We start from the raw sequence: 26,243 nt of genomic DNA, 5'->3' as shown, positions 1-26,243 counted from the left end.
TGAACTGCACCCGGTCAAGCAGACAGAGGAAATAAGTAAAATTGATTAAGCGGCTTCAGTCCTGTATTCAATGGGACTGAGGCCGTTTAGTCGTTCCTGAAGACGGTCGTGGTTATAAAAACGGATATATGCATCAACGGCGTTCTTAAGCTCATCAAACGATTGATATGTACTCAAATAATACTCTTCGCATTTTAAGGCAGCCCAAAAAGACTCCATCGGCGAATTGTCGATGCATCGGCCAACCCTGGACATGCTTTGCGTGATGCCAGCCTGATCTAGTTTGATCTTGAATTGCCTGCTGGTGTATTGGAATCCACGGTCACTGTGGAGAATCGGCTGGGCACCTGGTTCAGCCCGCAGGGCTTGATCCAATGTCTCGAATACCAATGCATTGTTGTTGGAACGGCCCAGGACATAAGAAACGATGGAACCGTCATGGAGGTCACGGATTGCACTCAGGTATGCCTTGGATTCAACACCGTACTTGAACTCCGTGACGTCCGTGACCCATTTCTGATTGGGCTTGTCCGCAAGAAATTCCCGGTTCAGAATGTTCTCCGCCACGTGTTGCGGAGTGGATAGAAAATAGCGTTTCTTTTTACGGCGGATGACCGATTGGATTCCACCAAGTCTCATCAGGCGGTATACCCGCTTGTGATTGAATTTGCGGCCATGCCTGCGTTCAAGTACCATCTTCATTCGGCGGTATCCGTAGATGCCTTTGCGCTCCTTGTGAATCTCCCGGATGTCTGTAAGGAGTTCCTGGTTCAATTGCTCTTCTTCCGTGGGAACTCGGTTCAGCCATTGATAGTAGGAAGATCGGCCAATGCCAGCGAGTTCACACAATAATTCAATGGGATGTCCTTCCGACTCATGGACCTCGCGGATAGCCAGATAACAGTTTTCCTGCCGGACCCCGCTTAGAAACGCCTCCTTTCGATTTCGTCCAACTTTTTTAGGAGTGCATTCTGAGCCCGAAGGCGCTCATTCTCCTTCTCAATCCGCTTGATCTCCAACTTCAGACGCTCCTCGCTGGTCAGCTCTTCGTCTGCCTTTTTGCGTCCGCGTCCGTCCTTCAGTGCCTCTTCCTGGCCTTCTTCGTATTTCTTCACCCACTGGTAGACCTGATTATAGGAAACCTTGTAGGTTTCGGCTGTTCCCTGATAGTCCTTGCCGGATGCGATACATTGCTGGGCAATCTCAACCCGCTCTTTTAAGGTCGTCTTCCTTCCCTTGGTCATGGGATCCCTCCGTTCCTTAAGTCCCTTGGGGACTTCTCCATGACCATTATACTTTTTCAGCCAATCCCTCAAAACAGAACGGTCGCTGATACTGTATTTGATAACAATTTCACTGGGTGTCAGTCGACCGCTTAAGTAATCCTTAATTGCCGAGAGCTTCAGTTCCTTTGAATAAGAATTCCATCTCGAACGGGGCTTAAGACCGGTTTCTCCAAACGATTTATATAGGATTAGCCACTGTTTTAATGTGCTTTCTGACAATCCAAATTGCCGGCAGAGTCGGGCTTTCGAGATTCCACTCTCATAAGCTCGGATGACCTTCATCTTTTCTTCAAGAGAATATCCTTTGTAAGCCATAGGAAAAGCTCCCTCCAAAGTAAACAGAGTTTTGTTTTTTCCTCTGTCTGCTTTGAAGGGAGCATATCACAGCAAGGTGGGTTTTGTTTTAGTTATTCTGCTGGACTTTGGCTGCAGAACAAAGGTCTGCTGCTGGGCATTGACTGCAATCCCGTAGTGGTTCGTAATGGCCTTTGTCGTGTATGGGCCTTACCAGATGAGAGGAAGGCTGATCACTTTTGGGTTTGTCGGAAGCTCCTTTCAACAAACTCACGTGATGATCTCTTCCTCGAGATTCCTCCACAGATGATGGGCTTCCCGGGCGATGTGTTCCAGCAAATCAGGCGGCGACGTAGTAACGGCGGCGCATTGTTTGACCAGATCGTCCAGTTCTAGCTTAAACTCCTCTAGGCTTTTCGCTTCCTTGATGATCATATTCTTAAATTGAGTCAGGACCGGCAGGGTTTCATTTCTTGGTGTCCGGATCATGGTCTGCAAGGCATTAGCCTGCAACAGCAGACGTTCAAACTTCTGCGTCATCTCCGTGACCTTGAAATTCAGTTCGTAATTCGAGATATCCAGATAATGGCGAATATAACCGAGGTGATCGGCCATCTGCCTCAGCCAAAAGACGCACTCATGGATGATGGCGTCTGACGGGGAGATCTGGGTGCCGCTTTCAATCAATTTATAGACCCTCTGAGATTCCTCGGATTCCCTGACCATATGGTCCAGGAGAGAAACCGGCGTGGAGATGATGACCTCACAATGAAGTGACTTATCCATCGTGTACGCAAGCAGACTATGGAACTCCTTCGTCGCATGCCGGGCCTCATCAATCAACTTGCCGACATCGCCCTGCTTCTTGACCGCCTTCTCATACACCTTCCCCAAACGTTCGATATTGTTCAGGTTCGCACGGGCCAATTCCGTTTCATAATGACTGATCTCACGGTCAAAAAACCGGCCGTGGTCATAATCATTTTGCAGCCAAAACGCGATAATCCCGTACGCATCCCGTTCGTAACGATCCGTATACCCCAACTACCCGACTCCTTCCTTACCGTTATGGCATGGCCTTATGAATTGTATTCGTTTGGTGGATGGACTATGAGGGGAATGAATACTCCGGATTCGTGAGAGTGGCTACGCCCCAGTCCCCACCTAAGGGGGAGTTGAGCTCCTACCTTTACCTATCCGAGTCCCTACCTCCGGGTATGCGAATCCCTACGAAGGGGGACCTGAGTTTTAACCAGTATAGGCAGTGGGCTCAGACTAGCGGGGGTGAGTCTAACGAGGGGGACATGAGACTTTTGCTAATTACAAGACGTTATTGAAAAACTAGACGGTGCCATGGAGAAAACCATGGCACCGTCTAGTTTGAATATCCGTTTCAGTAGAGTTGTCTTACCTCTCAAACACCGATTTAACATACTCCAGAGACTCAGCGAGTTCACGATCCAACTGCTCTTCCGAAGCATTTCCCGAAAGATCCCGCCAGACCTTGATGTCTTGTCCGACCTGTCCGCCGGTTTTGACGAACGGTTCCATGACAACATAGTCCTTGTATCCGATGTCGTGGAGGGCACTTCCGATTTCCTTCCATGGGAGCGAGCCTTTGCCGGGTACTTTCCGGTTGGCTTCGCCGATATGCAGGTGTCCGAGATGTTTGCCGGTGAGGCGAATGGCCTCTGTAATGTTGTCTTCTTCAATATTCATATGGAAGGTATCCAGCATGACTTTGACGTTCGGTTCGTTGACTTCTTTTACATAGTCAATCGCTTCCTGTGCATCGTTCAGAAGGAATTGCTCAAAGCGGTTCAGAGTTTCAATTAACAGCGTGATTTCGTATTGTCTGGCGTATTGGGCCAGTTCTCGGATGCTATTGATGCTGTTCCGACGGGCAGTTTCTTTGTCGATCGGTTCTAAGTAATCCACCGGCCAATAAGAATAGACGGTCCCGCCGATTCGGTCAATGCCGGCTTGATGCATGGCGTCCATCACTCTCTTCATAAAGGCAATCCCTTTGGTACGGACGGATTCGTCGGAAGACGAGACGTCATATTCTTTCGGGAGCCCGATGCCTGCTGTGAGAGTGATGCTATGTTGTTCTGCCACTTCTTTCAATCGAAGAAGCTTGTTGTCGGGTAGATTCACGAGACCGAGGGCAGCCACTTCCAGGACATCGAATCCCAGTTTCTTTACTTTTTCGATGTAGGGTTCAAAGTTCACATCCCATTCGTTCTCCCAGTAGGCAAAATACACACCATACTTCATCATATTCCCCTCCTCTTTTTTCTCTTACGTATCTTTGTTATGATATTGCGATGTAATAACTAAGTGATATAATAATGAAAACGATATCTTTTAGTCAAGTTTGAAAATTATATCATTTAAATTTTGAGTAATGTAGAGGTGCATCATGAACGGCAAATTAGATAAAAGTGTTCCAATTCCACTTTATTTTCAACTGAAAGAACTGATTTTGAACAACATCCAGAATGGGACTTACCAGGTCGAGGATGCGATCCCGACGGAAAAAGAGCTGAGCGAGATCTATGACATCAGCCGGACAACGGTCCGGCAGGCAATCACAGAACTGGTTCAGGAAGGGTGGCTGTACCGGGTGAAAAGTAAGGGCACGTTCGTGCGTACCCCGAAGATTTCACAGAGTTTCATCCAGGCGCTTGGTTCGTTTAACGACCAGATTCGGGCGCTCGGAATGACGCCTTCCACTGAGGTGCTTGATTTCGAGGTGATTTCTGCGCCGGAACAGGTAGCTGAACAGCTGAAGCTTCAGCAGAAAGACAAAGTCATCTATATCCACCGCCGCCGGTTTGCGGACAACGAGCCGATTGTCATGGTCAAGACGTACTTGCCGTACGACCGATGCAGTTTCGTTCTCAACCATGACCTGGTCAAGGAGTCACTCTACCCGGTGCTTGGTATGCACGAGGAAACGTCCATCAACAAAATCCGGCGGTTTATTGAAGCGGTCGAAGCGAGCCAGTATGAACAGGAGTATATGAATGTAGAAAAAGGAAGTGCCATTCAAAAGTTCCTGTCCATCGGATACAACTTAAAGGATGAGCCGATTGAGTACTCCGTTGCCCGGTATCGGGGAGATAAGAACCGTTTTGAAATCGTCATTACTGCAAAATAAACTGCAATGAGGGGGATGCCAGTTGGCACAGTATATTTTGGCACATGATCTCGGAACATCAGGAAACAAAGCTTCCTTATTTACTGCGGAGGGGAAAATGGTCGGAAGCCGGATTGCTGCATATGGAACCCGTTACTTTAACGAGAAGTGGGCGGAGCAAAATCCGGAAGACTGGTGGGAGGCGGTCTGTCGCTCCACGAAAGAATTGATCGACGAACAGGGGATTGATCCTTCGGAGATTAAAGTCGTCAGCTTCAGCGGCCAGATGATGGGGTGCCTATGTGTAGGCAAGGATGGTCAGCCGCTCCGTGATTCGATCATCTGGGCGGACCAGCGCGCGGTGAAGCAAGTGAAGGATCTCGAGAAACATCTTAGCCAGAAGGAGTTCTATCATATCGTCGGCCACCGCAACACGCCGTCCTACGGGATCCAGAAGTTAATGTGGATCCGTGACAACGAACCGGACATCTATGAACAGACCCACAAGGTGCTCAATGCAAAAGACTATATCGTCTATAAGCTGACCGGTGAGTTTGTCACCGATTATTCCGATGCGAACGGCATGGGCTGTTTTGACCTGAGCAACCTGACCTGGTCGGACCGGATTGTTGAAGCAAGCGGCATCAATCCGGAAAAGTTGCCTGCGCTTCAGCCATCCACCTACATAGCGGGCGGCGTGACGGAGCAGGCTTCCGCCGCAACAGGTATGGCGGTAGGCACGTCCGTTGTCATCGGTGCCGGAGACGGGGTGACGGCGAACATTGGTGCGGGATCGGTGGAAGAAGGAAAGACGTATTGTTCACTTGGTACATCCGCCTGGGTGACGACGACAGCAAAAGAGCCGATCTTCGACCCGGAAATGCGGACCGTTACCTGGGCGCATGCCATTCCCGGCTATTACGCCCCAAATGGAACGATGCAGTATGCCGGTGGTGCAGTTAACTGGATGAAAGAAACCGTCTGCACGGGGGAGCAGGCAGCTGCGGATACTGAAGGACGGAAAGTCTATGACCTGATCAATGAGCTGGTAGAACAGGCACCGGCCGGTTCCAACGGGCTCCTTTTCCTCCCTTATCTGCTGGGCGAACGGGCGCCTAGATGGGATGCGGCATCCAAAGGGTCATATATCGGCATTACTTCCGAAACGACTCGGGCAGAGCTCCTCCGTAGTGTAATGGAAGGAGTCACCTATAATCTCGGTATCATTCTCGACATCCTGCAGAGCCATATCGAAATTGATGAACTGATGCTGATTGGCGGCGGGGCGAAAAGTGAACAGTGGCAACAGATTATCGCGGATGTGTTCGGCCTGAAGGTAACGATTCCTACCATCCTGGATGAGGCAGGCTCCATGGGAGCGGCCATTATTGGAGGTGTCGGGGCCGGTCTGTTCGAGGATTTCCACGTGGTGGATCGTTTCCTCGATGTAAGCAAGACCGTCGAACACAACCCGGAACACCGGGAGGTCTATGACCGGGCGAAAAAACGGTTTGATGATATGTATTTCGCCCTGCGTCCGGTCTTTGAACAACATCAGTCAGAAGGGGAGATGATCGGATGACACTCGTGACAACAAATGATATTCTCCGGCATGCGAAGGAAAACGGATACGCTGTCTGTGCCTTTAATATTGAGAACATGGAAATGGTCCAGGCAGTGGTTGCTGCAGCAGAGGAAACCGGTTCTCCGGTCATCATCCAGACATCGGCCAACACGGTGAAGTATGCGGCGATGGACATGTATATGGCGATGGTATCAGCAGCCTTGAAACAAGTGAATGTGCCTGTGGCGCTTCACCTGGACCATGGTGATGGAACCGGCTTGGCGCAGAGGGCGATCCGTGCCGGCTATACGTCCGTAATGATTGATGCCTCCAAGCAGCCGTTTGAAGAAAACATGAAACAGACTGCGGCTGTCGTCCAGTTGGCCAAGCCGGTTGGTGTATCGGTTGAGGCGGAGCTCGGGAATGTCGGAGGGAAGCCGGGCGACCCGGAATATGGTTCGGACGGCTATACAAAAGTGGACGAGGCGGTGGCGTTTGTCGAACAGACCGGCGTGGATTCTTTGGCGGTGGCGATCGGGACAGCGCACGGCGTCTATCATGGCGAGCCGATGCTTGATCTGGAGCGGCTGCGTGCGCTGCGCGATGCACTTGATGTACCGCTTGTCCTGCACGGAGCATCTGGTCTGACTGAACAGGACGTGAAAAACTGCATTAATAACGGAATCAGCAAAATCAACTATGCGACAGAACTCAGGATTGCTTTTACCGAGGCAGTCAAGGAGTATTTTGGCCTGGAACAGGACTTTGTAGATCCGAAGAAGTTCACCGGCTATGCGCGTGACCGGGTGAAAGAGGTCGCAATTGAGAAAATGAGGACATGTGGCAGTCACGGTCAGGCTGCAGCATGGTGGAAGGCAGAGATCGGCAATGAAACCGCTGTTGCTCGGAATTGATATCGGGACATCGTCGTGTAAAGTCGCGATATTCGAGGAGGACGGGCGCGTAGTGGCCCAGTCCTCTTCAAATTACCCACTCTACACACCGGAAGCCGGATGGGTTGAACAGGACCCCGAAGAATGGTGGACAGCGGTATGCCGTTCGGTGAAAACTTGCCTCAGCGAAGGGCCCATCAATCCGGTCCAGATCGCTGGCATCGGTTTGGCCGGACAGGGCTGGTCTGCGATTCCGGTAGACCGGGACGGACAGGTGCTGCACCGGACTCCGATCTGGATGGACACACGGGCTTCGGAAATTGTGGACCGGCTGAAGGATAAGATTTTAGATGAGGAAGTCTTTGCGCTCTCGGGCAATTCGTGGTCACCGTCCTATTCGACGCCAAAAGCAATCTGGTTCAAGGAAGAGCGGCCTGAAGTCTTCGAGCGGACCTACCGGTTTCTGCAGAGCAACGGCTTCATCGGAATGAAGCTGACCGGCCGGATGACTTCCGACCGGAGTCAGAGCTACGGTTGGCACTTTTACAATCCGGAAACGTTCGACTATGACCCTGAAATGGCGGAGCGGCTCGGCATCCCGCTTGAAAAGCTGCCTGACATTGTCGCTTGTCATGACGTGATCGGGACCGTCACGGCTGAAGCGGCTCTCCAAACCGGACTCACGGAAGGCATTCCGGTCGTGGCGGGCGGACTGGACGCCGCCTGCGGAACATTGGGCGCTGGCGTCATCCGTCACTATGAAACCCAGCTCCAAGGAGGCCAGGCAGGCGGCGTCAGCATCTGCCTGGAAGAACCGAAAACCCATCCGAAGCTGATCTTCTCTCCGCATGTCATACCGGATCGGTATCTGCTTCAGGGCGGGACGGTCGGGGGCGGAGGGGCGCTCCGTTGGTTCAGGGATGAGTTTGGCGATGAACTCAGTTTCGATGAATTGACCCGGCTGGCTTCCACCGTACCGGAAGGATCGGACGGGGTCGTATTTTTGCCGTATCTATCGGGTGAGCGGAGCCCAATCTGGAATCCGAAAGCCAAAGGGGTCTTTTACGGCTTGAGCTATAAGGAAACAAAAGCCCATGTCACCCGGGCGGTGCTGGAAGGCGTGGTCTTTTCGGTCTACCACAATCTGCTGGCGGCAGAGGAAGCGGGTGTCCGCATTCAAGAGCTGGACATTCATGCCATGGGCGGAGCGGCGAACAGTGAACTGTGGATTCAGATGTATTCAGATGTGACCGGCTGCCCGATCAAAGTGCCGGGCTCGGATACCGCGACCACACTTGGGGCGGCTCTGCTTGCGGGTGTCGGTGTCGGCGTCTACCGTGATTTTGAGGAAGCAGTAGACCGGACAGTCACCATCCAGCGTGAGCATCATCCGGATGCGGAAAATCGGAAAAACTATGAGCCGTCAATGAAGACTTACATGAGTTTGTCCAAGTTGCTGGATGAACAAGTCTTTCAGTGATCGTCAGAAATAAGAAAGAAAGAAGGCGTGTGTATGAAAGCCGGTGTCCTGCACGGCAAAGAACAGATGGTTTATGAAGAAGTGGAAACTCCGGTTCCGGGTCCCGGTGATGTACTGGTCCGGGTCAAATACACGGGAATCTGCGGTTCCGACATTCCCCGCGTCAATGGCGAAGCGGCCCATTATTATCCGATCATCCTCGGACACGAATTTTCAGGTGAAGTGGTGCAAGTCGGGGAAGCTGTCACTTCATTGCGGGCGGGCGACCGCGTCGCAGGCGCTCCGCTCCTTCCGTGCATGGAGTGCGAATCATGCAAAGACGGGGACTATGCACTTTGCAACGAATACAGCTTTGTCGGATCAAGGCGGAACGGCAGCTTTGCCGAATATGTCGTCATCCCCGAAAAAAATGCGATCCGCTTTGATGAATCGGTCCCTTACTGGAAAGGGGCGTTTTTTGAGCCGATCACCGTGGCGCTCCACGGAATCCGCCGGCTGGCATTTGAGCCCGGTTCGTCTGTTGCAGTCCTTGGCATTGGCAATATCGGATTCTTTACGCTGCAATGGCTGAAGGCACTCGGTGCCGGTTCGGTGACCGTGTTTGACATCAATGAAGAGCGGCTCGAACTCGCCAGGCAGTTCGGAGCGGATCAATGCATCAACACGGGTGATCCGGATTTCCTTGATCGATTAAAGGACGAAAAAGGAGAGCCGCGGCGCTTTGACTTTGTTTATGAAACTGCCGGAAACACTGCAACGATCAAGCTGACATTTGAACTGGTCAAAAAGAAAGGTGCCGTCTGCCTCATCGGGACCCCGACGAAGGAGCTGACCTTCTCGGTACACGAGTGGGAAGCGCTGAACCGGAAAGAGTTCACCCTGACTGGTTCCTGGATGTCTTACAGTGCCAGCTTCCCCGGTGAGGAGTGGAAGGAAACCGCCGATGCGATCCGTTCGGGCGCCATCCGTATCGATGAGTCCCTGCTGTTTAAAGTAATTCCTCTGCAGGAGATTTCCGATGCCTTCCGGATGTTCAAGACACCGAATACGGTCAGGGGCAAAATCCTGATCGACAGCGGAGACGGAGAGGATGGACGATGATTCTCACGGTCACGCTGAATGCGGCCATCGACAAGGTATACCGGCTCAATAAAATGTTATCCGGAGAAGTGAACCGGGTGGTCAGTGTGACACCGAGCGCGGGAGGAAAAGGCCTCAACGTCTCGCGGGTGGCGCGTTTACTCGGAGCAGAGATCCTGGCAACGGGTATGATCGGAGGCCGTAACGGTCAGCGGATCCTGGACCTGATGAAAGAAGAGGGGCTCAAGTCCGACTTCCTTGAGGTGCCGATCGAGTCGAGGATCTGTCTGAACATCATTGATGACGCCGGCGCCTCAACTGAATTGCTCGAGCCGGGGGACTCGGTAGACGAAGAGATTGTAGAGGCGTTCATTACCCACTTTAAAGCTCTGGCGGAAGCGGCCAAGGTCATTACGCTCTCCGGAAGCGGTCTGAAGGGGATGCCGAAAGACATCTATGCCCGTCTGGTAGAGGTTGCCCAAGAGGCAGGAAAGCCGGTAATCCTTGATTCGAGCGGTGAATGGCTTTCTGAAGGGCTCCAAGCCATGCCGACACTGATCAAGCCCAACCGGGATGAAATGATTCAGCTTGCCGGATCGGATTTGGATGATCAGGCGCTTATTGATTTTTGCCGGTCCTACATACAGGCGGGCATCCGATATGTGGTTGTATCGCTTGGAAGCGAAGGAGCTCTGCTTGTCAGCAGGGAAGGCAGTTTCCGCGCCCGGCCGCCGAAGCTCGATGTGGTCAATACAGTCGGCTCAGGAGACGCCATGGTTGCAGGGCTTTCAATCGGACTTTTGCAAGGCTCGGATCCGGATGAGATGCTTCGCCGCTCCGTCGCGGTTTCGGCAGCCAACACATTGACCGAACAAACAGGATTTGTTGAGACAGAAGAGGTCGAACGCTTGTATCAGGCCATCCTAGTTGAACGGATTGGTGAGTAATAGAGCGGTTGGGAAACGAAGAACAAATAGGGGAGAAGACTGACATGGATATTCTGAAAACATTGTTTTCTTTGGAAGGGAAAACGATTTTAGTCACCGGGGGCGCACAAGGAATCGGGCGTGAAGTCGCCAATCATATCGCGGCAGCGGGAGCCAATGTCGTGATTTTCGACCTGCAGGAAGAAAAAGCGGAGCTTGCCGCAAAGGAGATTGCGGCTGAATATGGACGGAAGACATTCTCGCGCCAAGTGGATGTCACTGATTACGACGCGGTCCGTCAGGCATTAGATGAAGCGGTGGCAGAGATGGGACAGATTGAGCTTCTCTTCAATAATGCGGGCATCGTCATCCAGAAGCCGGTCATTGAATCGACACCGGAAGAATGGAACAAGGTGATCGACGTCAACCTGAACGGCGTTTATTATGTCGCACAGCTTTTCGGAAAGTACCTGATTGAAAACGGGATCAAGGGCTCGATCGTCAATACCGCGTCGATGTCGGGCATCATCGTCAACTACCCGCAGCTGCAGGCCTCCTATAATACATCGAAAGCAGGCGTGACCCATCTGACCAAGTCGCTTGCCTATGAGTGGGCAGAACATGGGATCCGGGTCAACTGCATCAGTCCGGGCTATATCTTTACGGAGCTGACATCATTCGTACGGGAAGACTGGCGGGTGAAATGGGCAGAGTGGACACCGATGCAGCGCCTGGGGAAACCGGAAGAACTGGCCGGTGCGGTGATTTATCTGCTGTCGGATTCGGCATCATACACGACGGGCGCTGAACTGGTAGTCGACGGCGGGTTCACAATCGTATGAGCCATGTTTGAACCTTAATCTATTATTAACGGTTTCTTAAAAAGATTTTAATAATTCTCTTGAAAACGCTAACAGTTGATTGTATATTATTAATACATTGTATTGTTACTACATTACAAAGTTACGAATGGGGGAAACAAAAATGAAAAAGCGTTTTGTTTTTGCATCGACAGTCCTGGCGACATCGATGTTCGTGGCTGCATGCGGAGATGCGGAAGGGGAATCTTCCGGAAGCGGTGGGGATGGAGAAGAAAAGTTTGAGGTGGGCTTCGCTCTAAAAACACAGGACTCTCCTTACTTTGTCTCTCTTGCTGAGAAAGTAGAAGAATACGCTGAGGAACATGGTTGGGAAGTGACGGTACTAGATGCCGGCGGAGATGTTCAGCAGGAAGCGGCCAATATGGAAACCTTCATCGCGCAAGGCAAGGACCTGATTTTCCTTGATGCGATCGAGCCGGATGCAGTTGTACCAAGCATCGACAGCGCGGCAGAAGCCGGAATCCCTGTCATCAACCTTGACAGCGGCGTAGCAGAAGAAGCGAATGACGTGACTACAGTTTACTCGGATAACAAGCAAAACGGCCGTTTGGTCGGATTGGCTTATGCAGAAAAAATCGGTGACGAAGAGATTAAAGCGATTATCCTGAGCGGTGCCAAAGGGAACGTTGCCGGGTACGAGCGCCGTACCGGACTCTTCGCAGGAATTATTGAAGGAAAACTAGGCGTTTCAGAAGATGAAGCTTGGAAGCTGGCTGAAGAATTTGAGGCCGAACTGAGCTCGAAAGGTAAAGCGGCCAACGAAGAAGCTAAGTTCTCTGTTGTCGGCCAAGGCTGGGGGAACTGGACTGAAGAGGAAGGCCTGAAGGCTGCGGAAGACCTCGTTACCGCCAACCCTGATCTTACAACGGCACTTGGTGAAAACGATCAGATGCTGTTTGGTGCCATGACCGCACTCCAGAATGCAGGCGTTGAAGGCGTGGATGTCGTGGCTGCGGCTGATGGAGCGATTGAGGCATTCGATCTCATCAAAGATGGCAGCTACTTTGCAACAGGACTGAATAGCCCGACTCTCGTTGCTGAAAAAGGAGTTGAGATCGCAAAGGAAATCCTGGTAGATGGCAAAGATCCGGAAAGTTATGATGAGGTGACGCTGACGGAGCCGGCTGCGATCACTGAAGATAATGTGGAAGAGTATTACGATTTCGGATTCTGATCTCCGGATTCCAAACGTTAGTGAAGTTGAATCCTCCCGGCTCCCGGGAGGGTTTCTTTGCGAAATGGGCGGAACTCCCGTGTTCAGTAGCCGATTCTGAGAAAGGAGAGAGGCGGAATATGGCTCCTGACTATATTGTCCAGATGAATCATATATCCAAGCACTTCGGGGGCGTCAAAGCCCTGCAGGATGTCCACTTAAACGTAGAACGCGGTGAAATTCATGCCCTAATCGGTGAAAACGGCGCCGGTAAGTCGACATTGATGAAAGTTTTGGCGGGTGCTTATCCGAAAGATGAAGGAACGATCGTGATTGATGGGGTGGAAGCGACTACGGCAACACCGCGTGCCATGATCGATATGGGCGTATCTGTCATCTATCAGGAGTTTATGCTGGCTCCGGATTTGACGGTTGCAGAAAATATCTTTATCGATCAGATGCAGCAATCCGGTATGTTCATCAACTGGAAAGACCTGAAGCGTCGTGCGAAACAGCAGCTTCAAAAAATCGGCTTCGGTCATATCGATCCGGGAAAAAGAGTCGGTGAACTCAGCGTTGCCTATCAGCAAATCGTGGAAATCTGTAAATGCCTCGCGAAGGATTCAAAAGTGCTGGTATTTGACGAACCGACAGCTGTTTTGACCCACTCGGAGACTCAAAAACTGCTGGAGCTCATCATGCAACTGAAGGCGGAAGGCGTCACCATTCTTTATATCTCCCACCGGCTGGAAGAACTGTTCGCAATCAGTGACAAAATTACAGTACTGAAAGACGGAAAGTATGTCGACACGGTTGAGACGGCATCCATTACAAAAGAGCAACTCGTTACCATGATGGTTGGACGGGAAATCGAACAGCTTTTTCCTGAAAGAAACGCGGAAATTGGAGAAGAGATTCTTCGTGTTGAAAACCTGAGGACCGGAGATCTCGTGGAGGATGTGTCCTTCTCGCTTCGGAAAGGTGAAGTGCTGGGATTTAGCGGCCTTGTCGGTTCGGGTCGTACCGAGACCATGCGTGCGATCTTTGGAGCGGACAAGAAAACTTCCGGAAAAGTTCTCTACTTTGGTGAGGAAGTCCACTTTAAAAATCCGAAGCAGGCGATCCGGAAAGGAATCGGATTGCTTCCGGAAGACCGGAAATCGCAAGGCCTCTTGCTGAAGCAGCCGATCCGGTACAATGCGACGCTCGTATCCAGGCAGGGGAACGGATTCATCAATCACAAAAAGGAACAAGAAGAAGTCCGGAAACTGCTGGCGCGGATTTCGACAAAATATGGGTCGACTGAAGATAATGCGGACAGTCTGAGCGGCGGGAATCAGCAGAAGGTGGCCCTTGCAAAGTGGCTTGCCGTTGATACGAAGGTCATCATTCTGGATGAGCCTACCCGGGGCGTTGACGTTGGCGCCAAGACGGAAATTTACCAGATCATCAACGAGTTGGCCGAGAATGGTGTCGGTGTGATCATCATCTCGTCCGAGATGGCAGAAATCATTGGAACTTGTGATCGGGCGATTGTCATGAGGGAAGGCAGGGTTACCGGGGAAGTGCCGAAGGAAAATCTGTCTGAAAATCAATTAATCAAACTGGCGATGGGGGTTTAACATCGATGGAAGCGACTGAGAGAAAGATTAAATCGATGGACGCAACTAGAAGGAAATTTGACTGGAAAGAATTCATCATCAACAACAACACTTTCATCATTCTGCTGCTGTTGATTATCGTCAGTGCCTTTTTATCTGATACGTTCCTTACGACTATGAACTTGCGCAACATCCTTCTGCAGCAAGCGGGGCCGATATTGGTGGCGATTGGGCTGCTATTTGTCATTTTGGCAGGGGGCATTGACCTGTCAGTCGGTTCGATCATGGCAGTGGGTGCTACGGTTTCAGCGATCCTCATTACGGATATGGGAATGCATTTCTCCATGTCCATCGGAGTCGCAGTAATCATTGGTCTTGCATTCGGACTGTTCTCGGGAATTCTGGTCGCCTATGCCGGGATTCAAGGCTTTGTGGCGACCCTTGCGACGATGACCATCGCCCGGGGCGTTGCATTTGTCCTGACAGAAGGACGCCCGGTAAAAGTTGAAGCGGGCACGATCAGCACACTTGTCAGCAAAGACTTTATGTATCCGATCATCTGGATCACGATTCTTCTCATCATCGTGTTCACGATCATTCACCGGTACACCGGCTATGGCCGTAAAGTCATCGCCATCGGCAGCAACGAGACTGCACTCAAGCTTGCCGGGGTCCGTACAAAGCAATATGTCATGTCCACATATGCGCTGTCCGGTGCGCTCGCCGCTCTTGCCGGTGTGTTTGTCGCAGCCCGTTCTTCTACGGGAAGCGCGACGGTCGGTATGGGACAGGAACTTGATGCGATTGCTGCGGTGGTCATTGGCGGTGCCAGCCTGATGGGCGGTCGCGGCTTCGTCCTGAATACAGTTGCCGGTGCCCTCATCCTTGGACTGATCGGTAACATCATGAACCTGATGGCCGTTCCGTCCTATCCGCAAGACATCATCAAAGGGGTTATCATCATCGCTGCGGTATTGCTCCAGATTCTAACGAGCAAGCGAGACCGCACGATTTAAGGGGGACCTTCCATGAAAGCATTGGTTGTCAATCCGGAGGGCCGTCTGCAAATCGAGGAGATGGACATGCCGAAAATCAACGAAAAACAGGCACTTGTCAAGATGCTCAGCTGCGGTATTTGCGGAACAGACGCCACCATCATCCGCCAGTCGTTCAAAGGGTTTAACCCGGATGACTATCCCCTTGTCCTAGGACATGAAGGCGTCGGGGAAGTGGTAGAGACAGGTTCGTTGGTCACCCGTTACAAAAAGGGGGACCGGGTCATTCTCCCGTTTGTTTCCGCTCCGGAACAAAATGGCCGGCCGCTTGGGTCAGGATGGAGCGCGTTCAGCGAATATGGCATTGTAGATGATGCCACTGCCTATCCCGAGGGAGAAGCACCGGAAGCTGCATCTGCCCAGAAGGTGCTTCCGGCAGCGATTAATCCACGGGAAGCGCCTGTGCTCGTGACGCTTCGGGAAGTGCTCAGCACCATCCGCTATTTCGATATTGCTCAGGATGAAACGGTGATTGTTTACGGAAGCGGACCAGTAGCTATGGCATTTGTAAAGCTGCTTCGCCTTTCCGGTGTATCTGAGGTGGTGTCCGTCGTACGGAGCCAAGAGAAAGCGGAGCTGATGCACCAATTTGGTGCCGTCCGCTGCATCAACAGCCGTGAAACGGATGTTCCTGAGGCGGTCCGGAATTTCTATCCGGAAGGCGCCAAGTATGTGCTGGATGCCGTCGGTTCAGAGGCGATCATGAATGAGGCGTTAGGTTTGCTGAAAGACCGCGGTGAAGTCTTATGCTACGGCGTTCCGAAAGTGAATGTGATGGAGCTGGACTGGTCCCGCGCACCATATAACTGGAAATTGAACTTCCAGCAGATGCCGTACAAAGAAGAAGAAGCGGAATGCCATGATCAGGTGCTTCAATGGGCGAACGATGGGAAGCTGTCCCTATCGGAATTCATCTCTGAAATTGTAGGCTTTGAACATGCATTGGATGCTTTCTCGCGGTACCTGGAAGGGAAAACGTCGAAGAAAGTCATCATTACTTTTTAACTGATGGGGTGACACCGTTGAATATGAAACAGGCAGTCATGACCGAACCGGGAAAAATCGAGTTTCGGGAAGTCAATGTCCCGGAACCCGGCGAGAACCAGGTTCAGCTGAAGATCAAGAAAATCGGCGTCTGCGGCTCGGATGTCCATGTGAATCATGGCAAGCATCCGTACACATCCTATCCAGTCGTTCAGGGACATGAAGTGTCTGCGGAGGTTACGAAGCTGGGTCCCGGAGTGAAGGAATACCAAGAAGGGGACCGGGTTACCGTCCAGCCACAGGTAGTTTGCGGCAGCTGTTTCCCTTGCCAAAATGGTATGTACCATGTATGCGAAGAACTGAAAGTCATGGGCTTTCAAACGACCGGAATGGCCAGTGATTACTTCGTCGTGGATGCAGACCGACTGACCCGCCTTCCTGAAGGACTCAGCCACGATGAGGGTGCAATGGTTGAGCCGCTTGCCGTTGCAGTGCATGCAGTCCGTCGGGTCCGAGAACTGGGGGGGAAGAACGTACTCGTCATCGGTGGCGGTCCGATCGGGAACCTCGTCGCGCAGACTGCAAAAGCTTTCGGAGCCGGTGAAGTCGCCGTTTCGGAACTGAGCGCAGTACGGCTCAATATGGCAGAAGAAGTAGGATTGAAGACCATCAATAGCAAAGAAGAAGACCTGAAAGATGGCATTACCCGCCATTTCGGAGACCGCAAAGCAGATGTGATTTTCGAATGTGTCGGCTCCAGCTACACCGTAGCACAGGCCATAGAAATGGCGAGGAAAGGCAGTACGGTGGTGGTCGTCGGTGTTGTGTCAGCACTCACGGAAGTCAACATGGGGTTTGTCCAGGATCATGAGCTGACAGTCATGGGCACTGCCATGTATCAATCCGGCGACTTTGACAACGCTGTAGAATTGATCCAAGCAGGTAAGGTACAGCTGACTCCGCTGATTACCGACCATGTGTCATTTGAAGCATACGAAGATGCGTATGCCCTGATCGACAATGAAAAAGACCGGGTTATGAAAGTCATTATTGATATGGAAACAAGCAATTAACATCATGCAGGCATGACTTAGGGGAACCTTCCCGGTTATGTCCTTCCTCCTATTGGAATGTCATGACATTATAATGTACCATTAAAGTGGAATCATCAAAACGAGGTGAACGAATGAATAAAGTGCTCATCACTCCAAAGTCGTTTCACAAGTACAAAGAGGAGCCGCTCCGCATGCTAGAAGCGGAGGGCTACGAAGTCATCCTCAATACATCCGGGAAGACGTTAACGGAAGAGGAAATCATCGAGACAGCCCGTAACGGGGTGAAAGGCATCATTGTTGGTGTCGACCCGATTAGTGCGGAAGTGCTCGATGCATGCACGGATCTGCAGGCCGTATCGAAGTACGGGGTCGGAATGGACAATATTGATCTGGAACACGCCAAGGCGCGCGATATCCGTGTTATGAACGCAGTCGGCACGAACAGCATATCCGTCGCGGAACTGGCGATCGGACTCATGTTTGAAAGTTCTCGTCTGCTGGCACGCCATATCGAGACTGTAAAAGGCTCCGGCTGGGATCGCGTAATGGGAACCGAACTGACAGGAAAGCACCTGGCGGTAATCGGCGGCGGACAAATCGGTAAAGAAGTGGCCAAACGCGCTCGCGGACTGCAGATGAAGGTCACTCTCTACGATCCGTATTTCCGGGATGCTGAGTTCCTGGGCGAATACGGTGTTGAGCGTTCGGAAGATTTCATATCACTCGCCTCCGAGGCGGATGTGATGACGCTGCACCTTCCCGCGACAGACCAAACCCGCCAGATGATGAATGCGGAAGTCTTTTCGAGTATGAAATCCTCAGCGATTCTCATCAATACAGCGCGGGGCGAACTGGTGGATGAAGAAGCCTTATACGAGGCGCTCGTCAAAGGCGAAATTGCCGTAGCTGCTCAGGACGTATACTCGAAAGAACCGCCGGAAGAAGGCGATCCGCTCGTAGCACTTCCGAACTTTATCCTGACACCGCATCTTGGCGCGTTCACACAGGAAGCCGTGGAGCGGATGGCGATCACCTCTACGAGAAACCTCCTGTCCATGCTGAAGGAGAAGGTAAATGCATGACCCAAGAAAAAGTGCTTGAGACGGTCAGGGGAGCCATCAGCCCATCGGAAATCGGGCTGTGCCATAGCCATGAACATCTGTTTATCAAGAAAGGGCAGCCGGAGAAGTTAGATCCGGCGTTACTATTGGATGACTATGAAAAGACCAAGTCTGAAGTAGAGTTGTTTAAGAGACTCGGCGGACGCACAATCGTCGATGCCCAGCCGGTCGGAAGCGGACGTGATGCGAAAAACCTGCTGAAGTTATCGGAGGAGTCCGGGGTCCATGTCCTGGCTTCAACTGGTTTCCATAAGTTCGGGTTTTATCCGGATCGGCATTGGATTCACGAGCGTCCGGTTCGGGATCTGGCAGATCTGTTCATCTCAGAGATCAATGAAGGCCTATTTGCAGACGGGGAGGAAGCGTGGCCTGAACGCAGGCTCCCGGCAAAAGCCGGGCTCATCAAGACTGCGGCTGATTCCGAAGGCCCCGTCGGCCGGTATGCCGAGCTATTCCAGGCGGCTGCCATCGCTTCGGTTGAGACCGGGGCACCGATCATGAGCCACACGGAACTTGGTGAGCATGCAATGGATCAGGTCAGGTGCTATATAAAGCATGGTGTGTCCGAGGACAGGCTGATTCTTTGTCATCTGGACAGGAGAATGGAAAATGCCGAAGACATGCTCAGGGTGGCGGATACCGGTGTTTATCTGGAATTGGATACCATCGGCCGCTTTAAGTACCACTCAGACCAAGAGGAAGCTGAACTCATTCGCTTGCTTCTCGATCATGGTCATGAGGACCGTTTGCTGCTGGGCTTGGACACGACCCGGAAGAGGATGAAGAGCTATGGCGGTGAGATCGGGCTTGACCACCTGATCGGTGCATTTTTGCCGTTGCTTCGTGAAACAGGCATAACCGAGTCGCAAATCGAGAAAATGATGACGCACAACCCTGCACGTGCCTACAGCAAAAGAATACATAGAAAGGAGCTTCACCATGACCCAAATTGAAAAAGCAACGGTCCCGACGATGTACTTTATCGGCGTCACGACCACTCAGTCTTCCATCATGAAACTATTTCCGGAATGGGCAAAGGCACTTGGATTGGACGACGCGGTACTGAAAGGGATTGATCTTGAAATACATGCGGATCCGGAAGAATACCGGCGAGTGGTCAATTTCATCAAAGAAGATGAGTTGTCCCTCGGCGCCCTTGTGACGACCCATAAAATTGATCTCTACGAGGCGGCCAAAGACCTGTTTGACTACCTGGATCCATATGCCGAGATGTTCGGAGAACTGTCTTCGATATCGAAGCAGGACGGGAAACTGTGCGGCCATGCCAAAGACCCGATTTCAAGCGCCTTGGCCCTGGAGCGGTTTGTTCCTGAAACGTATTGGGCCGATCACGGTGGTGAGCTGCTCCTGCTTGGAGCGGGAGGAAGTGCCATTGCCATTTCATCTGCGCTTCTTGATACAAAGTACGGGAACAATATCCCGTCCAAGGTGACGGTCACAGACATCAATGAACATCGGTTGACGGAAATCGAACAGATTATCCAAAAGGTCAATCCGGATGCGAGTGTGGACTATCACCTGATTTCCGGTGCAGACGAAAACGGCCGGCTGCTTGAAGCGCTAAAGCCGTATTCCCTTGTCATCAATGCGACTGGCATGGGGAAAGACCGCCCGGGCTCTCCGCTTCCCGAACAGGCACAATTCCCGGCGGACAGCCTCGTCTGGGAGCTGAATTACAGGGGAGAACGAGAATTCATGTACCATGCCTTGGCACAAAAAGAAGAGAGAAACCTTCACGTCGAGGACGGGTGGATCTATTTCCTGCACGGCTGGACACAGGTCATCTCGGAAGTGTTCCATCTGCCGATCATCGGTGACCGGTTTGACCGGATTGAGAAAATCTCGAGCGAAATGCGCTGACCAATTAATATTTTGGAGGGAACTATTATGACTATGACTAAACTTGCAAATGCCACACTGTTTGACTTGAAAACGGGCCTGTCCGAAGAAGAAACTTCGAAAAAACGATTTTTGACCGATATGGAAAAGCTGTTTAACGATACTGAAACCCTGCAGAAGGAACTGGACGCCGGGAACAACCCGATGATCTATGAATATTACGCACTTGATTTGCCGAAGACCGAAGGCGATATCCAATACGGCACAAGCATCGTTTATCCGGGCACACTTGGCGGAGAATATTACATGACGAAGGGTCATTTCCACGAAATCCTTGAGACCGGAGAAGTTTACTTCTGCATGAGCGGACAAGGTTACATGCTGATGGAAAACCCGGAAGGCGAGTGGGAGATCGAGGAACTGGTACCTGGACGTGCCGTTCAAGTGCCTCCGCGCTACGCTCACCGGAGCATCAATACGGGTAACGAGCCGCTGGTGACGTTCTTTACATTCCGTGCAGATGCCGGCCATGATTATGGATCCATTGAAACAAAGGGTTACCGCAAGCTGGTCGTCGAGAGAAACGGGAAGCCGGAAATCATCGATAATCCAAAGTGGCAGCAGTAAGGGGAGCTAAGCAGATGCGCAAGGGAGAAATCTTAACCCAAATTGAAGACAGCGGGCTCGTCGCGGTTGTCCGTGCCGAAAATGCCGACCAGGCCAAGCGAATCACGGAAGCGGCGATGAAGGGCGGCGCCGCAGCCATGGAAATCACTTATACGGTTCCTGGAGCGACCGAAGTCATCCGTGAACTTAGTGCGGAATTCGGGGAAGACCTGATTGTCGGCGCGGGGACCGTATTGGATCCGGAAACAGCCAGGATCGCCATTCTCGCGGGAGCCAAATACGTCGTCAGTCCCTATCTCGATGAAGAGACTGCACGCCTGTGCAATCGGTATCAGATCCCTTACATGCCGGGGGTCATGACCATCAAGGACGTGGTCAAGGGCATGGAATGCGGAGCTGAAGTACTCAAAGTATTCCCGGGAGAACTGATGGGACCGAAAGTGATCAAGGCGATCAAGGGCCCAATTCCGCAGGCGAACCTGATGCCGACCGGAGGCGTCAGCATTGAAAACGTAGGTGATTGGATCCGGGCCGGCGCAGTCGCTGTCGGAGCAGGCGGAAGCCTGATCGGTAAGCCGGAGATCGAAGGCTACGAGAAAATCACCGAAAGAGCACGGCAGTTCATGGAACAGATTCAGATTGCACGTAATGAATGATGGATACCAACAACCCGGATCATGCAACAATACATGATCCGGGTTGTTCTAATATGGAGGAGGCGGTTGGAATGGACAGTATCATTTTTGACCTGGACGGAACATTGTGGGATTCAAGAAAAACCGTTGCCAAGTCATGGACGCGTGTCGTGAAAGACGCAAACTGTAAGCGCAGAGAAATCACAGAGAATGACCTGAGAGGAACCATGGGCCTTCAGATCCCGGACATCGCAGATATCCTCTTTGATGATCTGAGTAAAGAAGAACGGATGGAATTGATCCTAGCGTGCTGTGAACAGGAACGCGTTGACCTTGAACAAGAAGGCGGCAAACTGTATGAAGGGCTGGAAGAAACTCTGAACGCCCTCTCCAAAAAGTATCGCCTGTTTATCGTCAGCAACTGCCAGGAAGGCTATATCGAATCATTCTACGCCTACCATGGACTCGGCCATTTCTTTGAAGACTTCGAAAATCCCGGCAGAACCGGACTCAGCAAAGGTGAAAATATCCAACTGGTCATGGAGCGGAATGGACTGAGTGAGCCCGTATACGTGGGGGACACTGAAGGAGACCGGGCTGCTGCAGTGTTTGCGGGGATTCCGTTTGTTTTTGCGGCTTATGGGTTTGGGGAGCCGGAAGGTTATGATGAGCGGATTGAGAGTGTGAGGGAGTTGGAGAAGTTATACTTATGATCTTTAAGTAGTCGCTTGGAGAGGGATGCTCTGGGTGGTTTTAATTGAGAAGAGACGGAATAAGAATCTTTAAAGAAGAGTCATCTGGAGTAAAGTCTACGTGTCTATTTATGCGAACCACTTTCGACGACCTTAACGTTATACTAAGCAAGGTAAAAGTAAGACGTTGGAAATTGGATAAGAAAATATTTAACTAAACGGTGCAGGGGAGTTAACAAGGGCACCGTTTAAATATTTCTCTTCATCAAGCATTCTTTTAGTAATCCCTGCTGAGCGCAAAAGCACAAGCTAGCGGCGAGTATCGCCGATGTCTGAGCAGAAAGGAAATGGATTGTCCGGTAATGGGGCAATCCATTTTTGTTGTTGGGATGGAAACCCTTTGGGTCTCCAAGTGATCTTCCGAGTTGCTTCTCACCAGTGTTTTACCGAGTCCTCTGATTATGAAGATAGCTTTATTCCGTTTTATCAAGACACAAAGTCCAAATTTACTATTGTAGAGTTAACAAAATGTAAAAGGAAAAAAATATGCAGAATAATTATAATTATTTTAATAGTGGGGACTTTATTATTAGAACAATTAAGTTAACTTCTTAATTGAGGGGTGTAATCTATGAATCAAACCATGGGGGTATTTCCTAGCTTGAAAGATAAGGTGGCAGTTGTTACTGGGGCAGGAAGCGGAATCGGGCGCGCAACGGCTGAATTATTGGCCAGTAACGGCGCCTCTCTTTTTCTGATGAGTCGTGATGAAGAGAAATTGTCGGAAACGCAGCGGATTTGTGAGGGGTATGGCGTGGATTGTACTTACCGGTCAACAGACGTGACTGATGCTGAGGCCATCCGTCAGTCATTCGCGGAGTGTCTGGAGCATTTCGGACGGGTGGACATTCTTTGTAATGTGGCTGGCGGCAGTACAGGTAGGAAGTCCGTGTTTGAAATGACTGAAAGTGATTTCGATGCCGTCTATGAACTCAACTTGAAAAATGTTTTCTTATGTTGCAAAGAAGTGTTGCCAGGGATGAAGGAACGGGGCGGCGGGAGCATTGTCAATGTCTCATCTCTGATTGGCAGAGCCGCAGGTGACAATACGAATGTCGCATACTCCAGCCTGAAGGCAGGAATTGATCAATTTTCACGATACCTGTCAAGGGAGTTGGGGGACTTCGGAATCCGTGTAAATTCGGTGTCGCCCGGATATATCGAGGCTAGCCAACGCATCACAGATCTTTGGAATCAGACACAAGATATGGATAGAGTGTTCAACCGCCTGTCTATTAAGCGGCCTGGGACGGCTATGGAAGTGGCGAATGCAATCGTATTTCTGGCTGCGGAAGAATCTTCCTACATTACCGGAGAAGTGCTTGATATCAACGGCGGAGCGATCATGGCGTAACGCATCGTGTTGAATTTTTACATATACAGGATAGGCGATAGAGGGGGAATGAAAGTGGCGGAATTCGATTTTGAACAGCAGATTGACATGGAGAAGATGAGGAAATTCCGGCTGGACCGGATCGATCAGCAGATGAAGGAGGATGAGCTCGACTGTATCCTGACGATGCGTGTGGATAACGTGCGCTACTTGACCAGCTTCCGGCCGAATAGCCCAAATCTCTTTTACTATTTCCGGTATGCATCGGTGAAAGCGGTTGGGGAAAGTCCGTGGGCGCTAGTGGCAAGTGGAGATTTTGACCGGGCGATGACGAAGATGCCGTGGCTGCAAGGAAAAGTGAAGCCGCTTCCAATGGATTCGATGCTAAGTGTGCAGAGGTTTAGAGAAATATTTGAAGAACTTTCCCTTCCTAAAGGATCTAGGATTGGGATTGATGAGATGGGGTTCCAACTCTTCCAAGTGTTCACCGAGCAGTTCCCGGATTACATATTCGTGGATGGGCGCAACACATTCGCAAAAGCAAAAGCGATCAAGTCTGCCGAAGAAATCGGGTTAATCAAAAAGGCGTGTGCGATAGCGGAAGCAGGGACACAAGTGGCGATCGACAATATGCGCCCAGGCCTAACCGAAATCGAAGTATCCGCGATGATTCATAATGAGATGCTGCTGAGGGGATCTGAGGGGGGGCATACCCATCCCACACAGGTCAACTCCGGAGAGAATGCGGTCACTTTGACCAGGTTCCCGACCGAACGCATCATCCGTAACGGCGATTTTGTCTTGATGGATGTGGGGTGCTGTTATAACGGCTATCACAGTGATTACTGTCGGACGATATTGGCGGGCAATCCGGTGAACAATGAACAAAAAAAGGTGTACACGGCCGTTTACGATGCGACGATGGCGGCGTTGGAAGCGTGCAGGCCGGGCGCTCCGACCACTGAAATAGACAGGGCATCCAGGGAGGTGCTGAGCAGGGCCGGATACGAGAAGTATTGGTATTTTGGCGTGACGGGCCATGCCACCGGTCTCGCTCTCCAGGAATCCCCGATTATCGGAGAGGTTTCTGCGAAGGGAGAAAAACCATGGATCATTGAGCCTGGAATGGTCTTCTGTATAGAGCCGTCCGTGCATCTTCCCGGTGTCGGCGGTGTCCGAATTGAAGATATGGTCGCGATTACCGAAGACGGCTTTGAGCTGTTGACAAAGACTGAATATGAAGAACGGCTGTTGTTGAAATAGAAAAAGGAAGGGTGAAATCATGACAGAGGCCAAAAGACTTCTCGACTATATGGAGCGTCATACTAATGAATTTTTGCGTATTTTAAGAGAGGTTGTTGAGATTGAAACTCCTACAGAGGGAGATAAAGAAGATCTGACACGCTGTCGCAACTACTTCCAAGATCTCTTTAGCAAAATCGGCTTTTCCTGCAGGATCATTCCGAGTAATGATGCCCGATATGGTGACCATCTGCTTATGGAGCTCGGCACCGGAGACGAGCAAGTCCTGTTTGTGGGTCACTACGACACTGTTTATGAAAAAGGTGCTTTTGGACCACTTTGGCGTCAAGAGGGCAATAAAGTATGGGGACCGGGAGTCCTTGACATGAAAGGAGGAGATGTTCAAGTCTACATGATTGCCAAGGCTTTAAAAGAGTTGGATCTGTTGCCGGAAAACAAGAAAATCGTGTTCTTCCTGAGCTCAGATGAAGAGGCGGGAAGTTATTCTTCCCATAAGCATTACAAAGAACAAGCAAAGAAAAGCAATGCTGCTTTTGTAATGGAAAGCGCGAGGGGCGATGACGTCGGTGGACTGAAAATCGGACGCTTTGGCAGGGGGAACTATACATTTGTCGCAGAAGGAAAGCCAGCCCATTCAGGACAAGAACCTGAAAATGCACAAAGTGGCTTAAAAGAACTCGCACGGCAAGCGGTTTATCTGGAAAGCCTGACAGACATGGACAAAGGAGTCGTTGTCGCTTGCACTTGTCTGAAAAGCGGCAATGCCGGATGGCCGACAGTTCCTGGAGATGGGGAACTGACCATTGATGCGAGGTTCGCATCAGCAGAACTCGCACAAGAATACGACCTTCTCTTTCAAAACCTAAAGCCGTTTAACGATCAAGTAAAGATTAAGACAATTGGTGGCATCGAAAAACCGCCGTTCGATCAAGAGAATCCAATCCACAAAGATCTCTATGAACGTGCAATTGAAGTTGGATCTGAGTTAGGGCTCGAAATGAATGGAATTGTCACCAGGGGCGGAAGTGACGGCAATTTCACAGCCTCCGTAGGTTGTCCGACACTAGATGGAATGGGCATGAGCGGTGACTTTGTCCACCAGCCAGGAAAGGAATATATTAACACCGACCATTTTGCTGTAAGGACTGCTTTTGCAGCACGGATGGTACTTGAAGTGTTAGGGATTAAACCCGATCAAATAGCGGAAGTCCACTCTGGGAAATATAACGAATGACGCGAGAGGGGGAGCATCATTGGG

Annotated in this window: 24 protein-coding genes; 21 read left to right on the top strand and 3 right to left on the bottom strand. The window is 51.0% G+C overall.

Translation table 11 applies throughout. The annotated features are described in order from the left end of the window. Nucleotides 1–45: 45 nt before the first annotated feature. The 3 genes from DZC51_RS11845 to DZC51_RS11835 all read right to left on the bottom strand — a co-directional run bounded on the left by DZC51_RS11845 (nt 46) and on the right by DZC51_RS11835 (nt 3,857). Nucleotides 46–1,601 (bottom strand): IS3 family transposase gene (locus DZC51_RS11845; RefSeq protein ID WP_157294948.1). Its coding sequence is split into 2 segments (ribosomal slippage): nt 46–950 and nt 950–1,601, totalling 1,557 coding nucleotides; the frame shifts between segments, so codons are not numbered across the junction. Nucleotides 1,602–1,850: 249 nt separating this feature from the next. After that, nucleotides 1,851–2,624, bottom strand: a complete 774-nt coding sequence (locus DZC51_RS11840; protein WP_157296189.1) for a DUF2935 domain-containing protein — start codon at nt 2,622–2,624, stop codon at nt 1,851–1,853. A 363-nt stretch (nt 2,625–2,987) separates the two neighbouring features. Beyond that, nucleotides 2,988–3,857 (bottom strand): D-psicose 3-epimerase, encoded by an 870-nt coding sequence (locus DZC51_RS11835; RefSeq protein WP_157296187.1) that lies wholly within the window; start codon nt 3,855–3,857, stop codon nt 2,988–2,990. Between the two features lie 145 nt (nt 3,858–4,002). Between DZC51_RS11835 and DZC51_RS11830 the strand changes: the two genes are divergently transcribed. The 21 genes from DZC51_RS11830 (at nt 4,003) to DZC51_RS11730 (ending at nt 26,219) form a co-directional block, all read left to right on the top strand. Then, nucleotides 4,003–4,743 (top strand): GntR family transcriptional regulator, encoded by a 741-nt coding sequence (locus tag DZC51_RS11830; RefSeq protein WP_157296185.1) that lies wholly within the window; start codon nt 4,003–4,005, stop codon nt 4,741–4,743. A 22-nt stretch (nt 4,744–4,765) separates the two neighbouring features. Further along, entirely contained in the window at nt 4,766–6,304 is a 1,539-nt protein-coding gene (gene xylB, locus DZC51_RS11825; protein WP_157296183.1) for a xylulokinase, read from the top strand. Continuing rightward, nucleotides 6,301–7,200, top strand: coding sequence for a class II fructose-bisphosphate aldolase (locus DZC51_RS11820; RefSeq protein WP_157296181.1), 900 nt, complete (start codon nt 6,301–6,303; stop codon nt 7,198–7,200). The genes xylB and DZC51_RS11820 overlap by 4 nt, the downstream gene beginning before the upstream one ends. Further along, nucleotides 7,175–8,659, top strand: a complete 1,485-nt coding sequence (locus DZC51_RS11815) for a xylulokinase (RefSeq protein ID WP_157296179.1) — start codon at nt 7,175–7,177, stop codon at nt 8,657–8,659. Before DZC51_RS11820 ends, DZC51_RS11815 begins: the two co-directional genes overlap by 26 nt. A gap of 33 nt (nt 8,660–8,692) precedes the next feature. Beyond that, nucleotides 8,693–9,760, top strand: coding sequence for a galactitol-1-phosphate 5-dehydrogenase (locus tag DZC51_RS11810; protein WP_157296178.1), 1,068 nt, complete (start codon nt 8,693–8,695; stop codon nt 9,758–9,760). Continuing rightward, on the top strand, nt 9,757–10,686 hold the full coding sequence (pfkB, locus tag DZC51_RS11805; RefSeq protein ID WP_157296176.1) for a 1-phosphofructokinase: 930 nt from the start codon (nt 9,757–9,759) through the stop codon (nt 10,684–10,686). The genes DZC51_RS11810 and pfkB overlap by 4 nt, the downstream gene beginning before the upstream one ends. A 44-nt stretch (nt 10,687–10,730) precedes the next feature. Beyond that, nucleotides 10,731–11,507 (top strand): glucose 1-dehydrogenase, encoded by a 777-nt coding sequence (locus DZC51_RS11800; protein WP_157296175.1) that lies wholly within the window; start codon nt 10,731–10,733, stop codon nt 11,505–11,507. 142 nt (nt 11,508–11,649) lie between these two features. Next, nucleotides 11,650–12,720: a substrate-binding domain-containing protein gene (locus DZC51_RS11795; RefSeq protein ID WP_157296173.1), complete on the top strand. Its 1,071-nt coding sequence runs from the start codon at nt 11,650–11,652 to the stop codon at nt 12,718–12,720. 119 nt (nt 12,721–12,839) lie between these two features. Beyond that, nucleotides 12,840–14,321, top strand: a complete 1,482-nt coding sequence (locus tag DZC51_RS11790; RefSeq protein WP_157296171.1) for a sugar ABC transporter ATP-binding protein — start codon at nt 12,840–12,842, stop codon at nt 14,319–14,321. A 5-nt stretch (nt 14,322–14,326) separates the two neighbouring features. Beyond that, complete coding sequence (locus DZC51_RS11785; RefSeq protein ID WP_232524131.1) at nt 14,327–15,316, top strand: ABC transporter permease; 990 nt, start codon at nt 14,327–14,329, stop codon at nt 15,314–15,316. A 12-nt stretch (nt 15,317–15,328) separates the two neighbouring features. Beyond that, the gene (locus DZC51_RS11780) at nt 15,329–16,360 is read left to right on the top strand and encodes a zinc-dependent alcohol dehydrogenase (RefSeq protein WP_157296169.1); all 1,032 of its coding nucleotides are present in this window, start codon (nt 15,329–15,331) and stop codon (nt 16,358–16,360) included. Between the two features lie 23 nt (nt 16,361–16,383). Then, complete coding sequence (locus tag DZC51_RS11775; protein WP_157296195.1) at nt 16,384–17,412, top strand: zinc-dependent alcohol dehydrogenase; 1,029 nt, start codon at nt 16,384–16,386, stop codon at nt 17,410–17,412. A 113-nt stretch (nt 17,413–17,525) separates the two neighbouring features. Next, nucleotides 17,526–18,476 (top strand): phosphoglycerate dehydrogenase, encoded by a 951-nt coding sequence (locus DZC51_RS11770; RefSeq protein WP_157296167.1) that lies wholly within the window; start codon nt 17,526–17,528, stop codon nt 18,474–18,476. Further along, entirely contained in the window at nt 18,473–19,468 is a 996-nt protein-coding gene (locus DZC51_RS11765) for a phosphotriesterase family protein (RefSeq protein WP_157296165.1), read from the top strand. Before DZC51_RS11770 ends, DZC51_RS11765 begins: the two co-directional genes overlap by 4 nt. Next, a complete protein-coding gene (locus DZC51_RS11760; RefSeq protein ID WP_157296163.1) occupies nt 19,455–20,396 on the top strand; it encodes a shikimate dehydrogenase family protein in 942 nt (313 codons plus the stop codon). The genes DZC51_RS11765 and DZC51_RS11760 overlap by 14 nt, the downstream gene beginning before the upstream one ends. Nucleotides 20,397–20,423: 27 nt before the next feature. Continuing rightward, nucleotides 20,424–21,002, top strand: a complete 579-nt coding sequence (locus DZC51_RS11755) for a glucose-6-phosphate isomerase family protein (protein WP_157296161.1) — start codon at nt 20,424–20,426, stop codon at nt 21,000–21,002. Nucleotides 21,003–21,016: 14 nt separating this feature from the next. Then, the gene (locus DZC51_RS11750) at nt 21,017–21,658 is read left to right on the top strand and encodes a bifunctional 2-keto-4-hydroxyglutarate aldolase/2-keto-3-deoxy-6-phosphogluconate aldolase (protein WP_157296159.1); all 642 of its coding nucleotides are present in this window, start codon (nt 21,017–21,019) and stop codon (nt 21,656–21,658) included. Between the two features lie 71 nt (nt 21,659–21,729). Then, nucleotides 21,730–22,350 (top strand): HAD family hydrolase, encoded by a 621-nt coding sequence (locus tag DZC51_RS11745; RefSeq protein ID WP_157296157.1) that lies wholly within the window; start codon nt 21,730–21,732, stop codon nt 22,348–22,350. A 610-nt stretch (nt 22,351–22,960) separates the two neighbouring features. Then, on the top strand, nt 22,961–23,743 hold the full coding sequence (locus tag DZC51_RS11740) for an SDR family NAD(P)-dependent oxidoreductase (RefSeq protein ID WP_157296155.1): 783 nt from the start codon (nt 22,961–22,963) through the stop codon (nt 23,741–23,743). Between the two features lie 54 nt (nt 23,744–23,797). Beyond that, entirely contained in the window at nt 23,798–24,985 is a 1,188-nt protein-coding gene (locus DZC51_RS11735) for a M24 family metallopeptidase (RefSeq protein WP_198304116.1), read from the top strand. Between the two features lie 19 nt (nt 24,986–25,004). Beyond that, entirely contained in the window at nt 25,005–26,219 is a 1,215-nt protein-coding gene (locus tag DZC51_RS11730) for a M20/M25/M40 family metallo-hydrolase (RefSeq protein WP_157296151.1), read from the top strand. The last annotated feature ends 24 nt before the right edge of the window (nt 26,220–26,243 follow it).

This window comes from Bhargavaea sp. CC-171006, assembly GCF_009761675.1.
GTDB classification, from domain to species: Bacteria; Bacillota; Bacilli; order Bacillales_A; family Planococcaceae; genus Bhargavaea; species Bhargavaea changchunensis.
Note: the sequence above shows the minus strand (reverse complement) of the source record. Positions and strands in the feature narration are given on the sequence as shown.

Coding starts and splice junctions, on each gene's coding strand:
- DZC51_RS11835 (WP_157296187.1), bottom strand. CDS start 3,857: ATGAAGTATGGTGTGTATTTTGCCTACTGGGAGAACGAATGGGATGTG.
- DZC51_RS11830 (WP_157296185.1), top strand. CDS start 4,003: ATGAACGGCAAATTAGATAAAAGTGTTCCAATTCCACTTTATTTTCAA.
- DZC51_RS11820 (WP_157296181.1), top strand. CDS start 6,301: ATGACACTCGTGACAACAAATGATATTCTCCGGCATGCGAAGGAAAAC.
- DZC51_RS11815 (WP_157296179.1), top strand. CDS start 7,175: ATGAAACCGCTGTTGCTCGGAATTGATATCGGGACATCGTCGTGTAAA.
- DZC51_RS11810 (WP_157296178.1), top strand. CDS start 8,693: ATGAAAGCCGGTGTCCTGCACGGCAAAGAACAGATGGTTTATGAAGAA.
- pfkB (WP_157296176.1), top strand. CDS start 9,757: ATGATTCTCACGGTCACGCTGAATGCGGCCATCGACAAGGTATACCGG.
- DZC51_RS11800 (WP_157296175.1), top strand. CDS start 10,731: ATGGATATTCTGAAAACATTGTTTTCTTTGGAAGGGAAAACGATTTTA.
- DZC51_RS11795 (WP_157296173.1), top strand. CDS start 11,650: ATGAAAAAGCGTTTTGTTTTTGCATCGACAGTCCTGGCGACATCGATG.
- DZC51_RS11790 (WP_157296171.1), top strand. CDS start 12,840: ATGGCTCCTGACTATATTGTCCAGATGAATCATATATCCAAGCACTTC.
- DZC51_RS11785 (WP_232524131.1), top strand. CDS start 14,327: ATGGAAGCGACTGAGAGAAAGATTAAATCGATGGACGCAACTAGAAGG.
- DZC51_RS11780 (WP_157296169.1), top strand. CDS start 15,329: ATGAAAGCATTGGTTGTCAATCCGGAGGGCCGTCTGCAAATCGAGGAG.
- DZC51_RS11775 (WP_157296195.1), top strand. CDS start 16,384: ATGAAACAGGCAGTCATGACCGAACCGGGAAAAATCGAGTTTCGGGAA.
- DZC51_RS11770 (WP_157296167.1), top strand. CDS start 17,526: ATGAATAAAGTGCTCATCACTCCAAAGTCGTTTCACAAGTACAAAGAG.
- DZC51_RS11765 (WP_157296165.1), top strand. CDS start 18,473: ATGACCCAAGAAAAAGTGCTTGAGACGGTCAGGGGAGCCATCAGCCCA.
- DZC51_RS11760 (WP_157296163.1), top strand. CDS start 19,455: ATGACCCAAATTGAAAAAGCAACGGTCCCGACGATGTACTTTATCGGC.
- DZC51_RS11755 (WP_157296161.1), top strand. CDS start 20,424: ATGACTATGACTAAACTTGCAAATGCCACACTGTTTGACTTGAAAACG.
- DZC51_RS11750 (WP_157296159.1), top strand. CDS start 21,017: ATGCGCAAGGGAGAAATCTTAACCCAAATTGAAGACAGCGGGCTCGTC.
- DZC51_RS11745 (WP_157296157.1), top strand. CDS start 21,730: ATGGACAGTATCATTTTTGACCTGGACGGAACATTGTGGGATTCAAGA.
- DZC51_RS11740 (WP_157296155.1), top strand. CDS start 22,961: ATGAATCAAACCATGGGGGTATTTCCTAGCTTGAAAGATAAGGTGGCA.
- DZC51_RS11730 (WP_157296151.1), top strand. CDS start 25,005: ATGACAGAGGCCAAAAGACTTCTCGACTATATGGAGCGTCATACTAAT.